This window comes from Sinomonas susongensis, from assembly GCF_005877005.1.
GTDB classification, from domain to species: domain Bacteria; phylum Actinomycetota; class Actinomycetes; order Actinomycetales; family Micrococcaceae; genus Sinomonas; species Sinomonas susongensis.
In genome coordinates this window covers 62,305-84,304 of sequence record NZ_SSNH01000001.1, presented here as the reverse complement: position 1 = coordinate 84,304, position 22,000 = coordinate 62,305, and the positions used below count along the sequence as shown (strand labels likewise).

Sequence of the window (22,000 nt, the reverse complement as noted above, 5' to 3'; positions counted from 1 at the left end):
CAGCTTTTCACCGAGAACCGACGCGCGCAAGCATTTCCCGATCGTGGTTCGCGTCCTACGGTGAAGCCCATGGAAACCGTGACCTCTCAGGACGGAACTGTCATCGCCTTCGATCGGTCGGGCCGAGGTGAACCCCTCATCGTCGTCTCGGGCGCGTCGAGCGACCGCCAGGCGGACGCGGCCCTCGCCAGCGCACTCGCCGAGCACTTCGACGTCCTCAACTACGACCGCCGCGGGCGCGGCGACAGCACCGACACACTGCCGTTCGCGGTCGAACGCGAAATCGACGACATCGCGGCCCTGCTCGACGTCGCCGGGGCTCCCCCGGTCCTCGTGGGCTTCTCGTCGGGGGCGGCCCTCGCGGCGCGTGCCGCCGCGAGTCTGCCAGTCCGCGCACTCGTCATGTGGGAGCCGCCGTACCCGACCGACGAGCAGGGCATCGCTGCAGCCGCTGCGTACACGCTCGAGCTCAAAAAGCGCATCGACGACGGCGACCACGACGGGGCCTTCACCCTCTTCCTCGAGCGGGTCGGCCTTCCCGCCGAGGCGATCGCGGGGATGCGCCAGTCCCCGTACTGGCCCCGGGGCGTCCGCCTCGCCCCGACCCTCGCCTACGACGACGCAGCTCTCGGCGGCCCCATCCCCGCAGACGTCTTCGGCACGATCAGCGTCCCCGCGCTCGTGCTGTCCGGCGGCGCGAGCCCGAAGATGCTGCAGGACGGGGCGAAGGCCGCTGCAGCCGCGATCCCCGGGTCGGCGTACGGCAGCCTCGACGGGCAGACCCATGACGTCTCGGCGGACCTCCTCACGGCTGCCGTCGTGGACTTCGCGTCCCGGCTGCCTGCAAGCTAGGGGCCGACCAGGGCGGGGCGGGGCCGGCTAGGGCGTCGGGTTGAGGGCGTCGTACTCGGCGAACCGAGGCTGGGCGAGTCGGAGCACGACGACGAGCGCGAGGCACACGAGGGCCCCGACGACGACGGCGAACCCCTCGCCGACCCAGCCGGCCATCCCGCCTGCGAAAACGTCGCCGAGACGGGGGCCACCCGCGACGACGACCGTGAACACGCCCTGAAGCCGGCCCCGCATGGAGTCGGGGGTGGCGGCCTGCAGGATCGTGGATCGGAGGGACGCACTGACCGAGTCGGCGGCCCCGGCCGCCACCATGCACAGGAGCGCAGGCACGAGCCACCAAGTGGCCCCGCCCGGCGAGCTATGACCCGCGCCCAGGACGACGAGGCCGAACCCAAGGATGCTCGCCCCCCATCCTGCAACGGCCAGCTGGACGCCTCGGCCCTGCCACCGCAGCCGTCCCACGGGCCCTGAGAACAGTCCTCCGAGGAACGTCCCGGCCGCGATTCCGCCGAGCAGGGCCCCGGCAGTCGCGGCTCCACCGCCGATCGAGACAGCGGCGACTGCGGGGAGGAGCGAGCGTGGCATGGCGAAGACCATCGCGCAGAGGTCGATCACGAACGTCATGCGGATGTTGGGGCGCGTCCCGAGGAACTGGAAGCCCTCTGCCACCGATCGGAGGCCGGCCCGCCGGACCTCCCCCTCAGGGGGCAGGGGCGGGAGCCGGAACAGGGCCCACATGGCCACCGTGAAGCTCATGACGTCGAGCGTGTAGGTCCAGCCGTACCCGACGCTCGCGACGAGCGTGCCGGCGAGGAGCGGCCCGACGGCGCCACCGAGGCCGAACGTGATCATGTTGAGGGAATTGGCCGCGACGAGAAGCTCGGGCCGGATCAGCCGCGCGATGATGCTGCTCCTCGCGGGCATGTTGATGCCGGAGCCGAGGGCCTGGAGCGCGATGAGCACATAGATGAGCGCCAGGCTCCCCACGTGCAGCCAGGCCTGCAGGGCGATGAGGGCGCTCGTGCCCCAGAGGAGCGCGGATGAGGCGATCGCGACGATCCGCCGGTCGTGGGCGTCCACGATCGAGCCTCCGTAGAGGCCTGCCGCGATGAGCGGGACGAGCGCCACGAGTCCCAGCACGCCGACGTCGAAGCTCGACCGCGTGAGGTCGTAGACCTGGAGGCTCACCGCGGTGAGCGTCAGCTGGCTTCCGAGGATGCTGAGGAGCTGCCCCGTCCACATGCGCCGGAAGTCCGGGCTCTCCCTCAGGGGCGTTACATCGGCCAGCAGACTTCCCACCGGGACAGCCTAGCCGCCGTCGTGCGCGCCTCACGTGCGCACGACGACGGCGGCCTGCCGCTGCTGGTCTGGGTGCCGGGGCAGGGGCCCCGGGAGGTCAGCGCTCCAGGCGTCCCGCCATGCTCTCGAGGCGGCCGATGCGCTCCTTCATGGGAGGGTGGGTCGAGAACATGTTGGCCACGCCGCCGCCCCGCTTGAACGGGTTCGCGATCATGAGGTGCGAGGTGTTCACGAGGGACTGGTCCTGCGGGAGCGGGTACTGCCGCACGCCGCCCTCGATCTTGCTGAGCGCGGACGCGAGCCCGAGCGGGTCGCCCGTGAGGCGCGAACCGTCCTCGTCGGCGTCGTACTCGCGGGTGCGCGAGATCGCGAGCTGGATCATCGTCGCCGCGAACGGCGCGAGGAGCGCGAGCGCGAGGAGGGCCAAGGGGTTCGCGTTGCGGTTGCGGCTGTCCCCGCCGCCGAAGAACATCGCGAACTGCGCGACCGAGGTGATGACCCCGGCCACCGCGGCCGCTATCGACGAGGTGAGGATGTCGCGGTTGTAGACGTGCATGAGCTCGTGGCCGAGCACACCGCGCAGCTCGCGGGCGTCGAGCATCTGGAGGATGCCCTCGGTGCAGCACACCGCCGCATGCTGTGGATTGCGCCCGGTCGCGAACGCGTTGGGCGCTTGGGTGGGTGAGACGTAGATCCGCGGCATGGGCTGGTTGGCCCGCTGGGAGAGTTCGCGGACAATCTGGTACAGCCCGGGGGCCTCCGCTTCGCTGACCGGATAGGCCTGCATCGAGCGGAGCGCGATCTTGTCGCTGTTCCAGTAGCTGTACGCGGTCGTCGCGATGCCGATCGCCGCGAAGAGCCAGATCGGCGCGGCGCTGCGGGTGCCCGCGCCGATAAGCCCCCCGATACCGAGGAGCACGGCCCACAGGACGCCGAACAGGACGGCAGTCTTGAGCCCGTTGTGATGGTTGTGCACAGTAACCTCCTGCACCTTCAACGAACGACTCAGCCTGCTTGCTCCCCGGAACCGCCAAGTTCGTCCCGGAGGAATCCGTCGACCACCGCCATGAACTCCGGGCTCTCGAGGATCCGGAAGTGCCCGGTGACCGGGAGCACGATATTGCTCCCGCCTTCGAGCCGGGTCGAGCGCCCGACGAGCGGGTCGACGCGGGCGCCGACCGAGACGATGCGGGCGTTCACCTCGAGGTTCTTCGCGAGCGAGCCCAGAACGGGGTGGCCCGGGTAGAAGGAGCGGAGGGGCCTGGTCGGCGCGTACCTCGAGTACCGCGCGCCCTCGAACGGAGTTCCGACGGCCAGCATCCGCGCGACGAGGCCGTCCTGGGCGTAGGCCGTCATGAGCAGCTTCCCCACGAGACCGCCCTTGCTGTGGGCGATGACGACGGCGTCCTTCATCCCGAGCTCGCGGAGCCTCGCCGCGGCGACGTCGGCGGTCTCCGGAATGGTCCGTCGGTTGTACCCGAGCTCGGGTAGGACGACGACGCGGTGTCCCCTTTCCTGGAGCCTGCGGCGGAGGGGGTCCATGAAGCCCGCGGGCTCGTAGATTCCGGGGATGAGGACGACGTCGACCTTCGTCTTCCTGGTGGGAGAGCCCCCCGGCTCGCCCTCCGGCGGGTGGACCGTCGTCACCATGACACGCCCTCGGGCGACGGAGGCCACCTGCCGCCAGAGCGCATAGCCCCAGTCGAGCACGAAGCCACCGGCGACGCCGAGCGCCTCACGGGGCGCCGCCGTCGTGCCCATCGCTGTGTCCACGGATGCTCCTTCCACGGAGGGGAACACAAAGTCCAATTGCAGCCAGCGTAATCACGGCTCCTGTGCAGAAGCTGTCACACTTGGGCCACTTCCTGTCAAGCTCAGGTGAGGCTCCCCTTATTGTGACTTCCTCAAAATAAATGATTCAATGAGGTCATGGAACGCACGCACGGCAACGGCCCCGGGGCTTCTGCCCCGGTCTGGTCTTCGGCCCTCCGCGAGCACGGCAGGCGCGTCACGCGCCAGCGCCTCGCGGTGCTCGACGCCGTCGAACGCCACCCGCATTCCTCGGCGGACGCGATCCTCGCGATGGCCCGCGAAGACCTTCCCGAGCTCACGCCTCAGTCCGTATACGTAGTCCTCGGCGACCTCACGGACCTCGGGATGCTGCGCCGCTTCGAGCCTCCGCACTCCCCCGCGCTCTACGAGACCCGCGTCGGCGACAACCACCACCACGCCATCTGCTCCGTGTGCGGTCGCGTCGAGGATGTCGAGTGCGCCGTGGGCCACGCGCCCTGCCTCACGCCGAGCGAGACGCACGGTATGACGATCATGATCGCCGATGTTACGTACGTCGGCGTCTGCTCGGACTGCGCTGCCAAGCAGCACACTCCTCCGTCCGGGCCCCCTCAAACCCTCCCCTCCACCTGAAACCCCGACCGCGCACGAGCGCGGAAAGAAGGAGAGTCATGACGGTCAACTACTCGACGACACAGTCCGGCGCCCCTGTCACTTCGGACGCCCATGCACAGTCGCTGGGCCCCGACGGCGCCATCATCCTCACGGACCACTACCTGGTCGAGAAGCTCGCCCAGTTCAACCGCGAGCGCGTCCCGGAACGCGTCGTCCACGCCAAGGGCGGCGGCGCGTTCGGCGTCTTCGAGACCACCGAGGACGTCTCCCGGTACACGAAGGCGGCGCTCTTCCAGCCGGGCGCCGAGACCGAGATGCTCATCCGCTTCTCCTCGGTCGCCGGCGAGAACGGCTCGCCCGACACGTGGCGCGATCCGCGCGGCTTCGCCATCAAGTTCTACACGAGCGAGGGCAACTACGACCTCGTCGGCAACAACACCCCCGTCTTCTTCATCCGCGACGGCATCAAGTTCCCCGACTTCATCCACTCCCAGAAGCGCCTCCCGGGCAGCCACCTCCGCGATGCTGACATGCAGTGGGACTTCTGGACCCTCTCCCCCGAGTCGGCCCATCAGGTCACGTGGCTCATGGGCGACCGCGGCCTCCCCAAGACGTGGCGCAACATGCAGGGCTACGGCTCGCACACGTACCAGTGGATCAATGCAGCGGGCGAGCGCTTCTGGGTCAAGTACCACTTCCACACGAACCAGGGCGTCGAGAACCTCACGGGCGAAGAGGCCGAGCGCATCGCAGGCGAGAACGCGGACTACTACATCCAGGACCTCTACGAGAGCATCGAGGAGGGCAGCTTCCCGAGCTGGGACCTCTTCGTCCAGGTCATGCCGTACGAGGAGGCCAAGACCTACCGGTACAACCCGTTCGACCTCACGAAGACGTGGTCCAAGAAGGACTACCCCCTCATCAAGGTCGGCACGATGACCCTCAACCGGAACCCGGAGAACTACTTCGCGCAGATCGAGCAGGCGGCGTTCGCGCCGTCGAACTTCGTGCCGGGGATCGCCGCGTCGCCGGACAAGATGCTGCAGGCGCGCATCTTCTCCTACGCTGACGCGCACCGCTACCGGGTCGGCACGAACCACGCCCAGCTTCCGGTGAACGCACCCAAGACCGAAGTCCGCAACTACAGCCAGGACGGCTCGGCCCGCTTCCACTACAACTCCCCCGCGGCTCCGGTGTACGCACCGAACTCGCTCGGCGGTCCCGCCGCCATCGAGCCCGCCAACCCGGGCGGCGGCTGGGAGAACGACGGCGAGCTGACCCTCGCCGCGCACTCCCTCCACGCCGAGGACGGCGACTTCGTGCAGCCGGGCATCCTCTACCGCGAGGTGTTCGACGACGCCGCCCGGGCCCGCTTCCTCGAGACGATCGCCGGCGCGGTGGGCGGCGTGAAGCGCGCCGACATCAAGGAGCGCGCGATCCAGTACTGGACGAACGTGGACGCCGGGCTCGGCGCCAAGCTCCGGGCAGAACTCGGCAAGTAGGCACGCAAGGAAACGGCCACGCCCCGACGGAATCCGTCGGGGCGTGGCCGTTCCGCTTCGGCGTACGGCGTTGGTCTATGCCCGGCCCTCGAATGACGGGCGCGCCGCGTCAAGCTGCCGGATGAACGCGTCGGTGAGCATCTCGAACGACGCACTCGCCGACTCGCGGTCGGCGCAGATGACGTAGTCGTAGAGGATGCCCATCACGGAGGCGACATACGCACGTCCCCGCACTGCGGCCTCCTTCGCCGGGAGGCCCTCCTCCTCGAGCCACGACGCGAGGAAGGAGCACCAGCCGAGGTACCCTGCGACCGAGTTCCCCCGGGCGCGCTCCGCCACCGCGTCCTGGACGGCTGCCTCGAACTCGAGCCGCTGGAGCTGGCGGCCGCGGTTCTCGAGCGACTGCTCGAACACTGCGCGGGACCACAGGACCAGCTCGGAGAGGCCAAGATGCTCGGGGCCCGGGCGCAGCCGGTCGAAGCGGGACTCGATGCCGCGGATGATCTCCGACACGAGCTGCTCGCGGTTCCCGAAGTGGTAGACGAGGACGTAGCTGCTGATGCCCAGCCCGTCGGCGAGGCTCCGGAAGGTCAGGTCTGCAAGCGTCTTGTCCAGTAGGAATTCGAGAATCTGCTCAAGCAGCTCCGTCTTCCGCTCTGGCCGCGGCGGTCTTGCCATAAACCATTCCTTGCTACCGATCACAAACGCGTAATCGGATGTGCCGACTGTGTGTCCCCTTGCGAAGATCCTACAGCGGGCCTCTCAGGATTCGCGGCTCGGGACACGTTCTGCGGCCGCCGGCGCAACCGCCTCCCGCGCCGCAGCGAAGCGCTCGTTGAGCCGCGAGTGGCGCTGTCCATAGGAGAAGTAGATGATCAGGCCCACCACGAGCCAGCCGGCGAAGTAGATCCAGGTCTCGACCGCGAGGTTGGTCATGAGGTACAGGCACAGGACGGCCGACACAATCGGGATCACCTTTCCGAAAGGCACCCGGAACGAGGGCTTGAGGTCGGGGCGGCGCCGGCGCAGGACGATGATCCCGAGGCTCACGACGACGAAGGCCGAGAGCGTGCCGATGTTGATCATCTCTTCGAGCACATCGACCTGCGTGAGGCCCGCGACGAGGGCGACGAGGGCGCCGCACAGGATCTGGAGACGGGCCGGCGTCGAACGCTTCTCCGAGGTGACCGAAAGCGCGCGGGGCAGGAGTCCGTCACGGCTCATCGCGAGCACAACGCGCGCGAAGCCCATGAGCAGGACCATGATGACGGTCGTGAGGCCCACGAGCGAGCCGAACGCGATGACCTTCGCGGCACCCGTGTTGCCGACGGCCTCGAACGCCGTGGTGAGGGTGGGCTGGTCCGCTGCGGCGAGCGTCGTGTAGGGCACCATCCCGGTCAGGGCGAGCGAGACGAGGATGTAGAGCAGCGTCACAGCGGCGAGTCCGGCGAAGATGCCGCGCGGCAGGGTCTTCTGGGGATTCTTGACCTCTTCCGCGCTCGTCGCGACCACGTCGAAGCCGATGAACGCGAAGAACACGAGCGCAGCACCCGCGAACACGCCGAAGAGGCCGTACTGCGCCGGGGCCGAGCCGGTCGCGAAGGCGAAGAGGGACTGCTGGAGGACCGCCGTGCCCCCCGATGCGTGCGAGGGCACCGACGCGGGAACGAAGGGGGCGTAGTTCTGCGCCTTGACGTACATGAATCCGACGACGATGACGAAGAGGACGACGGCGATCTTCACGATGGTGAAGAAGTTCGCGACGCGCGCGGAGAGCTTCGTCCCGAGGACGAGCAGGTCCGTGAAGATTGCGACGATCAGGAACGGGCCCCAGACGAGCTCGACCGGCCCGAGCTGGATGCTGGCAGGGACGTCGAGCCCCACCAGGGCGAAGACCTTGCTCAGGTAGAGACCCCAGTACTTCGCGACGACGGCACCCGCCGTGAAGAGCTCGAGGATCAGGTTCCAGCCGATGATCCATGCGAGGAGCTCGCCCATCGTGGCGTAGGTGAACACGTAGGCGGAGCCGGCCACGGGGATCGCGGTCGCGAATTCGGCATAGCACATGATGGCCAGCGCACACGCGACGGCAGCGATCGCGAACGAGACGGTCACTGCCGGTCCGGCGAAGCTCGCGGCGGCCTTTGCGCCCACCGAGAAGATGCCGGCACCGACCGCGACGGCGATGCCCATGATCATGAGGTCCCAGGTACTGAGCGACCGCTTGAGCCGCCTCCCCGGCTCGTCGGAATCGGCGAGCGACTGCTCGATGGGTTTGGTGCGAAGGATCTGCATCGTCTTCCTGGGGCTCGGGTGATGGGGCCGCGGGCAACGAACCCGGCTAGGCCAGAACAACCCGTTAACCTTAGGAGTCCACTCCATGGGACGATCAAATCGTCTCACCATGCGGAAGCCGACGTCGCGCCCCCTGAGCCTCTGCGGTGATCCTCTAGTCAGAAGGTCCAGCGGTTGGAGACTGCAGCTCCGGTGAGGAGCTCCTCGAGGACGGCCTCGCCGCCGATGCCCGGAGGGGTGGCCGTCCCCCACGCGAGGGTCAGCGCCGGGAGCTGTGGACCGCCGCCGAACGGAGCTACGCACGTGAGGGTTGTCGAGGGGACGGTCACGTCGAGGAACGGCGAGCACGACCACGGCGCCGACCACGCAGGCTGGTCGAGGGAGCCGTAGCGGATCCTGACGACCACTTCGGTGGGCTGGGACGGCTGTCGCGCCAGATTCGCCCTGAGCTGGACCGAGTCCGTGCTCGGCATTCCCGAAGCATGCGAGACCGTCCCCGCGAGGGTGTACGGGAAGCTGGCAGCGCTTGGGGTCGGAACCGCCGTCGGAACCGCCGTCGGGCTCGGCGGGAGCCTCGGCAGCGTGGGGCTCGTGGGGGCGAAGGGAGCCGGCGCCGTTGGAGGTGCCGGGATACGTGTCGGGACCCCTGTAGCGACCGGTGCAGACGCCGGGACAGGCGCCTGGACAGGCGCGGCAGGAGGAAGGCGTCGCGCAAGCGGTCGCGCCGGGGCTGCCCGTTCAGCCGGTACCGCTTCTTCAACAGGCACTGCTTCCTCAACAGGCACTGCTTCTTCAATAGGCACTGCTTCCTCAGACGGCACCGCTTCCCCGGCCCGCACCGCTTCCCCGGCCCGCACCGCTTCTTCAGCCGGAACGCCGGAGGCGCCGGAACCGGGGGCCTCGGGCAGGACGCTGGCACTCGACGACGCGGAACCCAACGGGCGGGCTGCGTCGACGAGCGGATCAGGGGGCAACCACCCGATTGACGCGACGGCAACGCCGCCCGCGACGACCATGGCCAGGGCGGCGCCGACCAGGACGAGATTCCCCGCGCCGACCTTGCCGACGGCCCGACGGAGCCACTCGCCGCCTCCCAGCGCAAGACCCCCGCCCACGATCTTCCCCGCCGCCGGCGCCGCGAACGGCAGTGCGGTCACGAGAGGGAAGACCACAGCCCGCATGCCGACGCCGACATCGTCGAGCTCGAGCAGGGCCGCGGAACAGCGGGGGCAGAACTCGACGTGCTCGCGGACCTTCTTCGCCTTGCGGGGACTCAACCCGTTCCGCACGTAGGCGCCGAGCTGGTCCGCGAACGGCGCGCACCCGTCGTCGACCGCTGCTTTCCCGACGTGCGCCTGCAGGTAGGCCTGGCGGAGACCCTCCCGGGCGCGGAGGGCGAGGGCGGAGACGGCATTCGGTGAGAGCCCGAGGAGCGGGGCGACCGCAGCCGGCCGCATCCCCTCGATCTCGGTGTACCAGAGCACCGCCTGCCACCGTTCGGGGAGCGCGCTGAAGGCCGCTGAGACAGCGTCCGATTCGAAGCTCTCGAGGACCGGATCCTCGTAGGGCTGCTCGCCCTCGTACCGCTCCATCTCGTCGCTCGGTGTCTGCCGCCCGGCCTTGACGTTGCCCCGGGTCGCGAGCCGGGCGATGGAGGTGAAGAGGTACGCGCGGAAGAAGGCCTCGGGGCCCGAACCGCTTCGCAGAGCGGACAGCACGTTGGCGAAGCCCTCGGAGGCGAGGTCTTCGGCGTCGCTCGCGTTGCGGGCATACCGGCGCGCAAGGGCGACGGCGGCGCTGTGGTGGCGCTCGAAGAGCTGCGCATACGCCTCGGTCGCCCCCGCGCGGACCTCGGCAATCAGCTGTTCGTCGCTGGGGGCAGTGCCTCGGAGTCGGCGCTCGCGGCCATGGAACGTCCTTCCGGCTCGACGGTCGCAATGACGTTGGAGTTCGCTCCGCCGATTCTATGACGCCTCGCGGCCACGGACTTCCCGGGTCAGGACGGGACCCGTGTGAACCGGGTTAGCCCGTGCTCGATCCGCTATCCTGTGCTCGATCCGCTAGCCCTGCTTGATCCGCTAGCCCGCGTTCTTCCGCGAGATCCGCACCATCTCTTCGCGCGGTACGACCTTGACCCGCTCGCGCTGCACCGTGGTCCCGCGCTCAGCGGACTCGGCCGTGAACTTCTCGCCGAGGGCCCGCTCGTGGGCGTCCAGCTCGTTCCAGCCCTCCCACGTCGTGTACTCGACGCCGCGCTCCTCGAGCAGCGCGATGATCGCGTGCTCGTCCGGGTTGTCCGCGGGCTCGAGCGAGTCGCGGTCCTCGAGCAGGCAGCCGATCGTCTCGAGGGCGTCGCCCTTAGTGTGGCCGATGAGCCCGACGGGCCCTCGCTTGATCCATCCGGTCGTGTACACCCCGGGAACCGGCTTCCCCTCCGCGTCGAGGACGCGCCCGCCGTCGTTCGGGATGATGCCCCGGTGGACGTCGTACTCGAGCTCGGCGAGTTCGGAGCCGTGATAGCCAATGGCACGGTACACGGCCTGCACCGGGTAGTCCTCGTACTCGCCGGTGCCGCGCACGTTGCCCGTCCCGTCGAGCTCCATACGCTCGAAGCGGATCCCCGCGACCCTGCCCGGCGTCTCCGGCGAGTCGTAGATCTCGACGGGGCTGTGGAGGAAGTGCAGGTGCAGGCGGCGCGAGGCCCCCGTGTCCTGGTCCTCGGCCATCCAGTTCGCGAGAGTGTTGACCATCGTCTTGACCTGGTTGTTCGTGCGGATCGCCTCGTCCGAGGCCTCATCGAACTCGAAGTCCTCGGGGTACAGCACGATGTCCACGTCGCGCGAGTGCGAGAGCTCGCGGAGCTCGAGCGGTGTGAACTTGACCTGGGCCGGGCCACGGCGGCCGAAGACGTGGACGTCCGTGACGGGGCTTCGCTTGAGCGCCTGGTAGACGTTGTCGGGGATTTCGGTGACGAGCAGGTCGTCGGCGTGCTTCGACAGCATGCGGGCCACGTCGAGGGCGACGTTGCCGTTGCCGAGGACGGCGACTTCCTTGGCATCGAGCGGCCAGTCGCGGGGCACGTCGGGGTGCCCGTCGTACCAGGAGACGAAGTCGGCACCCCCGAAGGAGCCTTCGAGGTCGGCGCCCGGGATGTCGAGCCTTGCGTCCTTGATCGCGCCCGTCGCGAAGATGACTGCGTCATAGAGGTGGCGGAAGTCGCTCAGGGTCAGATCTCGGCCGTAGGTCACGTTGCCGATGAAACGGATGTCTCCCCGGTCGAGGACCTTGTGGAGCGCGTTCACGATGCCCTTGATGCGGGGATGGTCCGGCGCGACGCCGTAGCGGATGAGCCCGTAGGGAGCCGGGTACTGGTCGAAGAGGTCGATGCTGACCTCGACGTCTCCGTCCTTGACCTCGTTCGACTTCGTGAGGATGTCTGCCGCGTAGACACCGGCTGGCCCGGCGCCGATGACGGCGACGCGCAGGGGTCGGGCAGAGACGTTGGTCACGTGGGCATCCTTCCGGCAGCGGGCGCGCCGTGTTGGGCACGCAGCCTCCTATTGTAGTTCGGGTGCAGAGTTCGACGCTTCTAGGCTTGGGGCCCGGAGTCGTCGTCGCCGTCGTCCTCCTCACCGCGCTCGCAGCCGCTGTGCACCGCTGGGCGCTCGACGGCGGGTGGCTCCCTCCGGTCACGGCGAGCGTGCGCGCCGTCGTCCAGCTCGCCGTCGTCGCCCTCCTCGTCTCCCAGCTCGGCCAGAACCCCTGGCTCGCACTCGTGTTCGCCCTGGTGATGTTCGCCGTCGCCGTCGTGACCTCGGGCAGGCGCATCGATCCGCCACGCTGGTGGTGGGCCGCCGTCCCGATCGGGGCGAGCGTGCTGCCGGCCGCGGTCATCCTGCTTGCCACGGGAGTGCTGCCCTTCAACGGGCTCGCGCTCATCGCCCTCCTCGGGCAGCAGGTCGGCGGGGCGATGACGACGACGAGCCTCGCGGGACGTCGGGTCCTCGCCGAGCTGGAGGTGCGGCGCGGAGAGGTCGAGGCCGCCGTCGCGCTCGGCTTCGAATGGCGGCCCGCGCGCCTCCTCGTCTCGCAGCACACGGCGCGCGAAGGCCTTCTGCCGACCCTCGACCAGACGCGCACGGTCGGCACGGTGACCCTCCCAGGGGCCTTCGTCGGAATGATGCTCGGCGGGGCCAGTCCAGTCGAGGCCGCCATCGTGCAGCTCGTGGTGCTCGTCTCGCTCGTCGCCGTCGGTGCCATCGCGGCCGCCGTCGCGCTCCACCTGTGCGCCGCGGGCGTCTGGGGGCGCCGGAATACCTGACAGGAGCAATCCCGTTGTACGGTCGTGACCGTGAAGCCGCCCGCCCAGAACCTTCCCGCTCAGAACAACGGCAACAACGGCGCCCAGGAACGGGCCGCCCAGAACAGTCCCCAGACGGACCCGACGGAAGCTCCCCGCACCGGGGCGGGTCTCCTGTACGGCATCGGAGCCTATGGGCTCTGGGGGCTCCTCCCGCTCTACTTCATCACGCTGGCGCCCGCGGGCCCCGTGGAGATCGTCTCCGACCGCGTGCTGTTCTCGCTCGTCGTGTGCCTCGTCCTGATCGCGGTGACCCGGTCATGGGGTTCGCTTGCGGCAGTCTTCCGGTCCCGGCGCGGATTCGGGATCCTTGCGGTCGCCGCCGTTCTGATCGCGATCAACTGGCTCACGTACACGTATGGCGTGCTGAGCGGGCAGGCGATCGAGGCGTCCCTCGGCTACTTCATCAATCCCATCGTGAGCGTGCTCCTCGGCGTGATCCTGCTCAAGGAGCGGCTGCGCCCGCTGCAGTGGACTGCCGTCGTCATCGGCTTCGTGGCCGTCATCGTCCTCGCCGTCGCCTACGGGCGCGTGCCGTGGATCGCCCTCATCCTCGCGTTCAGCTTCGGCTTCTACGGCTTCGTCAAGAACCGGGTCGGCGCCACCGTGCCTGCGGTCACGAGCCTCACCGTCGAGACCGTAGTCCTCACGCCGCTCGCCCTCGTCGCGGTCGCATGGCTGGGCGCGGCGGGAACCCTCACGGTCACCGGCAACGGGCCCGGGCACTTCTGGCTCCTGGCGGCGAGCGGCATCGTCACGGCAGTCCCCCTGCTGTTCTTCGGAGCTTCGGCCCGGCGGCTCCCGATGACCATGATCGGCATGCTCCAGTACATGACGCCGCTCCTGCAGTTCATCCTCGCCGTGACCGTCCTCGGCGAGCACATGGGCCCGGAGCGTTGGGCCGGGTTCGCGATCGTCTGGCTCGCTCTCGTGGTGCTGACCGCTGACATGCTGCTCGCGGGCAGGCGCCGCCGCTCGGCAGTCCGCGCCGCCCGGGACAGTGCCGCCGCAGGAACGCAGAGGGCCTAGCCGGCGTTCTGGGGCATAACCGTCCCGCAGCTGCATAACCGTCCCGCAGCTGCATAACCGTCCCGAAACGGCATGACCGTTTAGCGTGCGGGACGGTTATGCCGTTCAGGGACGGTCGTTGCCCACATACGTGCGTTGTCCACAGACGGCCGTTGTCCACATAGAGCCACGATTCGCTCCCTCGACGACCCGAGCGCTACGAGACTGGCGCCATGTCTTCACACCAGCTCTCGAAACTGCTCGCTTCTCGATGGCCCGCGGAGGGGATTGCATCGTCGAATCAGCTTCGCGTGGCGGGGGTCGACCACCGGGCCCTCACAGCCGCAGTCCGCGAAGGGATCCTCTTGCGCGTCCGTCGGGGTGTGTACGTGCGTCGCGACCTCTGGCTGGCCCTCTCCCCGTGGGAGCGCGATCGGTTCCGCATCGAGGCCCACTGGCTGGCTACCCGCGGCCAATCCGTCTACAGCCATGTCTCGGCCGCTCGACTGCGGCGCTGCTCGACCTGGGACAGGGACGAGCAGGTCCATGTGACCGTCCCCTACTCGGCGTCGAGGGCGAGCCACGGTTCCGACGTGATGCCGCACCGCCTTCGACTGCCCGAGGAGGACATCACTGCGATCCACCTCAGCTCGGGCAACGTTGCCCGGGCGACGACGCTCGAGCGGACCGTATTGGACTGCGCGAGAACCAGCGACCTTGAGCGGGCCGCCATCATCGGAGACCATGCCCTGCGGATGGGTGCGACGGTCGAGGGGATCCGCGCAGCCGCTGAACGGACGGGATCGGCTCGAGGATCACGTCGCCTCGAAAAGCTTCTCGGCGTGCTGGATCCCCGCTCCGAATCGCCGGGCGAGACCCGGACTCGACTGGCGTTGGCCGCCGCGGGCCTCCCCTCGCCCGAGCTCCAATTCGAGATCCGCACGGCCGAGGGCACCTTCCGGGCTGATTTCGCGTGGCCGGACGTGATGGTGATTCTCAAGTTCGACGGCGAGAACAAGTACTTCGACTATCGTCCAATTCCTTCTGTCCTTCTCGCCGAGCGCCGTCGGGAGAATGCCCTCGTCGCGGAAGGGTGGACGCTCGTCCGAGCCCGTTGGGCCGAGCTTTCGGTTCCCGGCGCTATACCGGCGAAGGTCGCTGCGGCGTTCAAGCGGGCCCGAAGGCTCGCGTTGTGACTGGTCTTGGCCTGGGACCGGTCTCGGCTTGTGACCGATCCCGGCCTGTGACCTGGTTCCTGGCAAGGCGGGTTTCGACCGTCCTTCGACGGCAGAACCGTCGGGCGTGCGGGACGGCTGTGCCGCTGCGGGACGGCTATGCCGCTTGAGGACGGCGGTGCCGCTGCGGACGGCTGCGCCGGTCCCAGAAGCTAGCCGAGCGGGTGGGACTCCGCACGTTCGTATTCGAGGGGCACGACGACGAGCGGGACCGGGAGCACTCGCAGGATCTTGTTCGCTGTGGAGCCGAGGAACAGGCGGCGCTTCTGGGCGAGCCGGCTCGAACCGATGATCACGAGCTCCCCTTCGAGCCAGTCGATGCTGTCGACGGCCTCCTCGAAAGTGCGCCCGTGCGCCACCTCGACACTTGCCTCATGGCCCTTGGGCAACCGGTGCGCGGCGTCTGCGAGGACGGTGTTCGCGTGGCGATGCGCGGCGTTGACGTTCTCGCCGTGCTCTCCCCGCTCGTCGAGCTCCACGAGGGAGACGAGGCGCAGTGGAACGTCGCGGCGCCCCGCGGCAACGAGCGCTACATCGACCGCGGCATCCGCGCCCTGCCTGTGGCCGATGAAGGCCGTGAGCCGTTGGATGGGGTCGGTGCGGGTGTAGCCCCGCGGCGCAAGGGCCACGGGGACCGGCGACGCGTGGAGGAGCGCGTTGGCCACCGTACCGACCGTGTAGCGCTTGAACAGGCCGTTGCTTGCCGCGCCGACCACGATGAGTGCGGCCTCGAACTCCACCGCGGCCTCGATGAGGACGGCCGGAGCCGAGGTTCCCCGTCGCACGTGGAACTCAGCGTCGACGTCCTCCGGGACCAGGGCCAAAGCCTTGCGCTGGGCCGTCAGGACGAGCTGCTCCAACGGGTTGCCGCGAGGGCCGTCCGGATCGACGGCGACGTAGGGTGCGTCCTCGTCGAGGACGAGCATGATGTCCAGCTTGGCGCCCTGGGCCCGGGCGATGGCGACGCCGAGAGCGACCGCGTCCCCTCCGCGCTCGTCCGACTGGTATCCGACGACATACCGCATGGAGCCGACTCTACGTCACAGAAACGAGAGGCCGCCCCGGGCTGCAGGCGCGTGGTCCTCGCGTCTGCAGCCCGGGGCGGCCGAGCCGGATCGTCAGGAGTTGGCGCGGATCGCCGCTTCGAGCACGTCGAGGCCGTCGGCGAGCAGCTCGTCGCTGATGACGAGCGGCGGGAGCAGGCGGATCACGTTGCCGTAGGTGCCGCACGTGAGGATGATGACACCCTCCTTGAGGCAGTACTCCGCGATCTTCTTGGTCGCGTCCGCGTCGGGCTCCTTGGTCGTGGTCGCGCTGCCCTTCTTGACGAACTCGATCGCGAGCATCGCGCCGCGCCCACGGAGGTCGCCGACGATGCTGTCGGCGCCGAGCTCGTCGCGCAGCGCGCCGAGGCGGCGCTTGACCGTCGCCTCGATCTCGCGGGCCCGGCCGCGCAGGTCCTGGCTGTCCATCGTCTCGATCGCGGCGAGCGCTGCCGCGCAGGCCACCGGGTTTCCGCCGTAGGTGCCGCCGAGACCGCCACCGTGGACGGCGTCGAGCAGTTCAGCGCGACCCGTCACCGCCGAGAGGGGCATGCCGCCAGCGATGCCCTTCGCCGTCGTGATGAGGTCCGGGACAACGCCCTCGTGCTGCACCGCGAACCACTCGCCCGTCCGGCAGAAGCCCGACTGGACCTCGTCCGCGATGAAGACGATGCCGTTCTCCTTGGCGAACTCGGCGATGCGCGGCAGGAAGCCGTCCGCAGGGACGATGAAGCCGCCCTCGCCCTGGATCGGCTCGATGATGATGGCCGCAACCTGGTCCGCGCCGATCTGCTTCTGGATCAGGAGGATCGCGCGCTCGGCGGCTTCCTTGCCCGTGATCTGCGGGTTCTCCTCGCGGAACGGGTAGCTCATCGGGGCGCGGTAGATCTCGCCGGCGAACGGGCCGAAGCCGTGCTTGTAGGGCATCGCCTTCGCGGTGAGGCCCATCGTGAGGTTGGTGCGGCCGTGGTAGGCGTGGTCGAACGCCACAACGGCGTCGCGGCCGGTCGCGACACGGGCGATCTTCACGGCGTTCTCGACGGCCTCCGCACCGGAGTTGAACAGGACGGTGCGCTTCTCGTGCTCGCCGGGCGTGAGCCGGTTGAGCTTCTCGGCAACGGCCACGTAGCCCTCGTAGGGGGAGACCATGAAGCACGTGTGCGTGAAGTGCTCCACCTGCTCCTTGACGGCGCCGACGACGGCGGCGTCCGACGCGCCGACAGTCGTCACCGCGATGCCGGAGCCGAGGTCGATGAACGAGTTGCCGTCGACGTCGTGGATCACTCCGCCGTCAGCGTCTGCGACGTAGACGGGGACGGAGGAGGCGACGCCCTTGGCGACGCTTGCCGCGCGGCGGGCGGCGAGTTCGAGGGACTTGGGGCCGGGGAAGTCCCCGAGGACCCTGCGCTTCTGCTCGAGACGGTACGTGATGTCCATTGAGTGGTTCCTTTCCAAGCTTTTCCGGCGGCTTCAGGCGTTTCCGCGCCTTCAGGCGTCCAGGTTGCTCATGACGTGCTTGATACGCGTGTAGTCCTCGACCGAGTACATGGAGAGGTCCTTGCCGTACCCGGACTGCTTGAAGCCTCCGTGGGGCATCTCCGCCGTGAGCAGGATGTGGGTGTTGATCCAGACCGCGCCGAAGTCCAGGTCGCGGGCCAGCCGCATGGCGCGGCCGTGGTTCGAGGTCCACACGCTCGAGGCGAGGGCGTACTCGACGTCGTTCGCGAGCTCGACGGCCTCGTCCTCGCTCGTGAACCTCTGGACCGTGAGGACCGGGCCGAACGTCTCCTTCTGGACGACGTCGTCGTCCTGATGCACGCCCGTGATGACGGTGGGCTCGAAGAAGAAGCCCTTCTCCCCCGTCCGGTGGCCGCCGGTCTCGACCCGAGCGTACTCGGGAAGCGCCTCGACGACGTGGGTGACGGCGTTGAAGTGGTTCACGTTGTTCAGGGGTCCGAAGTAGTTCTCTGCGTCGTCCTCGTGGCCCGTCTCGAGGGTCTTGGTGTGCTCGACCAGGAGCCGGACGAACTCGTCGTGCGCGTCATCCTCGACCAGCACGCGCGTGATCGCCGTGCAGTCCTGCCCCGCGTTGAAGAAGGCGAACTCGGCAATCGCGGCGGCTGACTTCTTGAGGTCGGCGTCGGCGAAGACGACGGCGGGTGCCTTCCCGCCGAGCTCGAGATGGGCCCGCTTGAGGCCCTTCGCCGCCCCGGTCGCGACGGCGACGCCAGCCCGCACGGAGCCCGTGATCGACACGAGGCCGGGCACGGGGTGCTCGACCATGAGGGCGCCCGTGGCCCCGTTGCCGAGCACGACGTTCACGACGCCGGCGGGGAAGATGCCCTGGATCAGCCGGGCGAGCACGAGGGTCGACTCCGGAGTGGTGTCAGAGGGCTTGAGGACGACCGTGTTCCCGGCCGCGAGGGCCGGCCCGATCTTCCAGATCGCCATGAGGAACGGGTAGTTCCAGGGAGCCACCTGGGCGACGACGCCGATCGGCTCGCGCCGCACGAACGAGGTGTGCCCCTCGAAGTACTCCCCCGCCGACTTGCCTTCCAGCAGCCGGGCGGCGCCCGCGAAGAAGCGCAGCTGGTCCGCGCCTGCTGCGACCTCTTCCGAGGCGATGAGCGAACGCACCTGGCCCGTGTTCCGGTGCTGCGCCTCGACGAGCTCGTCGCTCGCGGCCTCGACCGCGTCTGCGAGGCGCAGCAGGAGACGCTGCCGCTCGCTCGGCGTCGTGCGCTTCCATCCCGAGAAGGCGCCCTCAGCGGCCGCCATCGCGGCGTCGACGTCCTCCGCGATCGAGACGGGGGCGTGCGCGACGACTTCCCCGTTCGTCGGGTTGACGATCTCGAGCACCTCGGTGCCGGTCGGCGTCACGAACTCGCCGCCGATGAAGTTCTGCAAGGTCTGGACCACGGTGTCTTTCCTCGTTCGCTGGGTCTCTCGGGGCCACTCCGGCCTCCCCACGAGACTAGGCGACGCAGGCCACACGGAGTATGGCCGATTGCACTGGAAAGGATCGGGCTCATGGTGCAAACGGCCAGCCCTCAACCCCTATAGTTGTCGCATGGCTCTCACCCTCTCCGCACTGCTCGAGGCACCCGGCCTCGGGCTCGTGCTCGCAGGTTCGGCAACGGCGCCCCTCCGGCGCGAGATCGCGTGGGTGGCGGTCACCGAACAGGAGAATCCGTCGATGTTCCTCAGCGGCGGGGAACTCGTGCTCACGACGGGAGTGCGGCAGCGTTCGGCCGAGGAGCAGCGGCGCTTCGTCCGCGTCCTGCAGCGCGCAGGAGCCGTCGGGATCGGCTTCGGGGTGGGGCTCGGGCACGACAGCGTTCCGCCGGCCCTCGTCGCCGAAGCAAATCGCTGGGGACTGCCCGTCATCGAGGTCCCGTACCAGACCCCGTTCATGGCGATCAGCCGGCTCGTCGCCGACTCGCTGTCCGCCGACCACTACGCCAAGCTCGAGAAGCTCATCGCCGACCACCAGATCCTCGCGCGCTCCCTCCTCAGCGGCGGCGGCCTCCCCGAGCTCCTCAAGCATCTCGGCGGGATGCTCGGCACCGAGCTCGTGCTCACGCAGTTCACGGCGGAGCTCTACTCGAGCAGCAAGGACGCCGGGGCGCCGACCATGGACCGCTGGGTCCCCTTCCCCGTACCCACCGGGCGCCGCGACGCGTGCACGCTCTGGGCCAGGAAGCCCTTCGACGACACGGGAATCATCGGGTACGCCCAGAACCTCATCAGCGTCGAGCTCAACAACCTCACGAAGCAGCGCCAGGCCCAGCGGGCCCTCGCCGGGCAGGTGATGGCCGACGTCGTACGCGGCTCCCTCGACACGGACGAGGCCTCGCGCCGCCTCGCGGGGGTCGGGGTCAATTCGACCAAGCGGAACGTCGTGCTGCTCGCGGAGTCCGCCGCCCACTACAAGAACCTGCGGGGCACCACACTGCCCGCGGTGCTCGACGGCGCGGTCACCGCCATGGTGGACCGGGACCTCGTCGTCGTGGTCGAGGACGACGGAAGCCGCGCTCCCAAGCTCGCAAGGAGTCTCGCCGACCACCTCGTGGAGGCGGGGATTCACGCGACGATCGGCATCGGAGGCAGCTACACGAAGCCGAACGGGCTGCGCTGGAGCTTCTTCGAGGCCAAGGAGGCGGCCGCGCGCGGGCTCGAGGTCAACGAACCCGAGCGGCTGAGCCTCACCTCGCTCCTGCTCTCGAGCGAGGACGTCCCGCTCGCTGACATGGCGGGCGAGGCGATCGGTCCCCTCGTCCGCTTCGACAAGCAGCACGGCTCGGAGCTCGTGCACACGCTCGAGACGTACCTCAACCTCAACGGGTCGGTGGCCTCCGTGGCCGACGACCTCAACCTGCACCGGAACACCGTCCGGTACCGGCTCGCGCAGATCGCCGAGCTCACGGGCTACGACCCCGCCGTCACCGCGGACCGCGTGCAGCTCTACCTCGCGCTCGCGGTGCGGCGGGTCTCCCGCGCCTAGCCGGCGGCGACTGCCGCGCCCTCGCGGGAGATGCCCACCATCTCCTCCCGCGCGACGACCTTCACGCGCTCACGCACGACCGGCCCCTTGTGGGTCGGGGCAGGATCGGCGGCTTCGCCGAGCGAGCGCTCGTGCGCGTCGAGGGCAAGCCAGCCTTCCCAGGTCGTGTACTCGGTTCCCCGCTCCTCGAGGAGGGCGACGACAGAGTCCTCCCGGGGCTCGGCTGCGACCGGAAGGTCCTCGCGGGCCTCGAGGAGGTGGCCGATGGTCTCGAGGGCGTCGCCCTTCGTGTGGCCGATGAGACCGACGGGACCGCGCTTGATCCAGCCCGTCGTGTAGAGGCCGGGCACGAAGGCGCCCTCGGCGTCGAGGACGCGACCGCCGTCGTTGGGGACCACCCCGCGAGTGTGGTCGAACTCGACGTCGGGGAGCAGCGAACCGAAGTAGCCGATCGCGCGGTACACAGCTTGGACCGGGTACTCGACGATCTCGCCCGTACCCCGCGCGTTGCCCGTGCCGTCGAGCTCTGTGCGCTCGAAGCGGATCCCGGCGACCCTGCCCGGAGTCTCGGTCGAGTCGACGATCTCGACCGGGCTGTGCAGGAAGTGCAGGTGCAGGCGCCGGGAGGCGGTGAGCTCGGAGAGGTCTTCGGGTTGCTCCGCGATCCAGTTGGTCAGCGTGCCGACCATCGTCTTGACCTGGTTGTTCGTCTGGATCTCGCGGTCCGAGGCCTCGTCGAACTCGAAGTCCTCGGGGTACAGGACGATATCGACGTCGTGCGAGTGCGAGAGCTCCCGGAGCTCGAGCGGGGTGAACTTGACCTGCGCGGGGCCGCGCCGGCCGAAGACGTGCACGTCAGTGACCGGTGAATCCTTGAGGATGCGGTACACGTTGTCCGGGATCTCGGTCACGAGCAGCTCGTCGGCGTGCTTGGAGAGCACCCGCGCGACGTCGAGCGCGACGTTGCCGTTGCCGATCACTGCGATCTCCTTGGCCTCGAGCGGCCACTCGCGGGGCACGTCGGGATGGCCGTCGTACCACGAGACGAAGTCTGCCGCGCCGAAGGAGCCCTCGAGCTCGATGCCCGGGATGTTGAGGTCGGCGTCCTTGATCGCGCCGGTCGCGAAGATCACGGCGTCGTAGTGGCGGCGGAGGTCCTCGAGCGTGAGGTCCGTCCCGTACTCGACGTTGCCGAAGAAGCGGATGTCGCCCCGGTCGAGGACCTTGTGGAGCGCGTTGACGATGCCCTTGATCCGCGGGTGGTCCGGCGCGACGCCGTAGCGGATGAGGCCGTAGGGCGCCGGGTAGCGGTCGAAGAGGTCGATGCTCAGCGCGAGCTCACCCGACGCGGCGGGCGCGCTCTTGGTGAGCAGGTCGGCGGCGTAGACGCCGGCGGGGCCGGAGCCGACGACGGCGATGCGGAGCGGGCGTCCAGCCGTGCCTCGGGCTGGGGTGGAGTTCGTGTTCGACACTGGGTTGTTCCTTCGGATGGGGTT

Annotated in this window: 18 protein-coding genes; 7 read left to right on the top strand and 11 right to left on the bottom strand. The window is 69.0% G+C overall.

Features of this window, described 5'->3' with window-relative positions; translation table 11 throughout:
• The first annotated feature begins 69 nt into the window (after window positions 1–69).
• Window positions 70–852, top strand: a complete 783-nt coding sequence (locus E6A21_RS00370) for an alpha/beta fold hydrolase (protein WP_138442109.1) — start codon at window positions 70–72, stop codon at window positions 850–852.
• A 27-nt stretch (window positions 853–879) separates the two neighbouring features.
• Here E6A21_RS00370 and E6A21_RS00365 read toward each other — a convergent pair whose 3' ends face one another.
• The 3 genes from E6A21_RS00365 to E6A21_RS00355 form a co-directional block, all read right to left on the bottom strand.
• Entirely contained in the window at window positions 880–2,151 is a 1,272-nt protein-coding gene (locus E6A21_RS00365) for an MFS transporter (protein WP_138442107.1), read from the bottom strand.
• Between the two features lie 97 nt (window positions 2,152–2,248).
• Window positions 2,249–3,127: a zinc metalloprotease HtpX gene (htpX, locus tag E6A21_RS00360; protein ID WP_138442105.1), complete on the bottom strand. Its 879-nt coding sequence runs from the start codon at window positions 3,125–3,127 to the stop codon at window positions 2,249–2,251.
• Between the two features lie 29 nt (window positions 3,128–3,156).
• Window positions 3,157–3,924: an esterase/lipase family protein gene (locus E6A21_RS00355; RefSeq protein ID WP_138442103.1), complete on the bottom strand. Its 768-nt coding sequence runs from the start codon at window positions 3,922–3,924 to the stop codon at window positions 3,157–3,159.
• A 156-nt stretch (window positions 3,925–4,080) separates the two neighbouring features.
• On the opposite strand from E6A21_RS00355, the gene E6A21_RS00350 reads away from it, so the two are divergent.
• Together E6A21_RS00350 and E6A21_RS00345 are read left to right on the top strand one after the other, a co-directional pair.
• Window positions 4,081–4,575: a Fur family transcriptional regulator gene (locus E6A21_RS00350; protein ID WP_138442101.1), complete on the top strand. Its 495-nt coding sequence runs from the start codon at window positions 4,081–4,083 to the stop codon at window positions 4,573–4,575.
• Window positions 4,576–4,613: 38 nt separating this feature from the next.
• On the top strand, window positions 4,614–6,059 hold the full coding sequence (locus E6A21_RS00345) for a catalase (RefSeq protein ID WP_138442099.1): 1,446 nt from the start codon (window positions 4,614–4,616) through the stop codon (window positions 6,057–6,059).
• Window positions 6,060–6,134: 75 nt separating this feature from the next.
• Here E6A21_RS00345 and E6A21_RS00340 read toward each other — a convergent pair whose 3' ends face one another.
• The 4 genes from E6A21_RS00340 to E6A21_RS00325 form a co-directional block, all read right to left on the bottom strand.
• A complete protein-coding gene (locus tag E6A21_RS00340; RefSeq protein WP_138442097.1) occupies window positions 6,135–6,737 on the bottom strand; it encodes a TetR/AcrR family transcriptional regulator in 603 nt (200 codons plus the stop codon).
• 84 nt (window positions 6,738–6,821) lie between these two features.
• Entirely contained in the window at window positions 6,822–8,354 is a 1,533-nt protein-coding gene (locus E6A21_RS00335; RefSeq protein WP_138442095.1) for an APC family permease, read from the bottom strand.
• Window positions 8,355–8,512: 158 nt separating this feature from the next.
• Window positions 8,513–10,213, bottom strand: a complete 1,701-nt coding sequence (locus E6A21_RS00330) for a sigma-70 family RNA polymerase sigma factor (protein WP_246036153.1) — start codon at window positions 10,211–10,213, stop codon at window positions 8,513–8,515.
• 219 nt (window positions 10,214–10,432) lie between these two features.
• A complete protein-coding gene (locus E6A21_RS00325) occupies window positions 10,433–11,863 on the bottom strand; it encodes an FAD-dependent oxidoreductase (RefSeq protein ID WP_138442091.1) in 1,431 nt (476 codons plus the stop codon).
• An 86-nt stretch (window positions 11,864–11,949) separates the two neighbouring features.
• Here E6A21_RS00325 and E6A21_RS00320 point away from each other — a divergent pair, with 86 nt between their 5' ends.
• From E6A21_RS00320 to E6A21_RS00310, 3 genes are all read left to right on the top strand, one after another.
• Window positions 11,950–12,675, top strand: coding sequence for an ABC transporter permease (locus E6A21_RS00320; RefSeq protein ID WP_212745851.1), 726 nt, complete (start codon window positions 11,950–11,952; stop codon window positions 12,673–12,675).
• 30 nt (window positions 12,676–12,705) lie between these two features.
• On the top strand, window positions 12,706–13,743 hold the full coding sequence (rarD, locus tag E6A21_RS00315) for an EamA family transporter RarD (protein ID WP_425471488.1): 1,038 nt from the start codon (window positions 12,706–12,708) through the stop codon (window positions 13,741–13,743).
• Window positions 13,744–13,955: 212 nt separating this feature from the next.
• Entirely contained in the window at window positions 13,956–14,918 is a 963-nt protein-coding gene (locus E6A21_RS00310) for a type IV toxin-antitoxin system AbiEi family antitoxin domain-containing protein (protein ID WP_138442085.1), read from the top strand.
• A 191-nt stretch (window positions 14,919–15,109) separates the two neighbouring features.
• Here E6A21_RS00310 and E6A21_RS00305 read toward each other — a convergent pair whose 3' ends face one another.
• From E6A21_RS00305 to E6A21_RS00295, 3 genes are all read right to left on the bottom strand, one after another.
• The gene (locus E6A21_RS00305) at window positions 15,110–15,982 is read right to left on the bottom strand and encodes a universal stress protein (RefSeq protein WP_138442083.1); all 873 of its coding nucleotides are present in this window, start codon (window positions 15,980–15,982) and stop codon (window positions 15,110–15,112) included.
• A gap of 93 nt (window positions 15,983–16,075) precedes the next feature.
• Window positions 16,076–17,437, bottom strand: coding sequence for a 4-aminobutyrate--2-oxoglutarate transaminase (gene gabT, locus E6A21_RS00300; protein WP_138442081.1), 1,362 nt, complete (start codon window positions 17,435–17,437; stop codon window positions 16,076–16,078).
• 51 nt (window positions 17,438–17,488) lie between these two features.
• On the bottom strand, window positions 17,489–18,919 hold the full coding sequence (locus tag E6A21_RS00295; RefSeq protein ID WP_138442080.1) for an aminobutyraldehyde dehydrogenase: 1,431 nt from the start codon (window positions 18,917–18,919) through the stop codon (window positions 17,489–17,491).
• Between the two features lie 151 nt (window positions 18,920–19,070).
• Here E6A21_RS00295 and E6A21_RS00290 point away from each other — a divergent pair, with 151 nt between their 5' ends.
• The gene (locus E6A21_RS00290) at window positions 19,071–20,504 is read left to right on the top strand and encodes a PucR family transcriptional regulator (RefSeq protein ID WP_138442078.1); all 1,434 of its coding nucleotides are present in this window, start codon (window positions 19,071–19,073) and stop codon (window positions 20,502–20,504) included.
• Here the strand turns inward: E6A21_RS00290 and E6A21_RS00285 are convergent.
• A complete protein-coding gene (locus E6A21_RS00285) occupies window positions 20,501–21,976 on the bottom strand; it encodes an FAD-dependent oxidoreductase (protein ID WP_138442077.1) in 1,476 nt (491 codons plus the stop codon). The two genes, E6A21_RS00290 and E6A21_RS00285, sit on opposite strands and share 4 nt — an antisense overlap.
• Window positions 21,977–22,000: the final 24 nt, after the last annotated feature.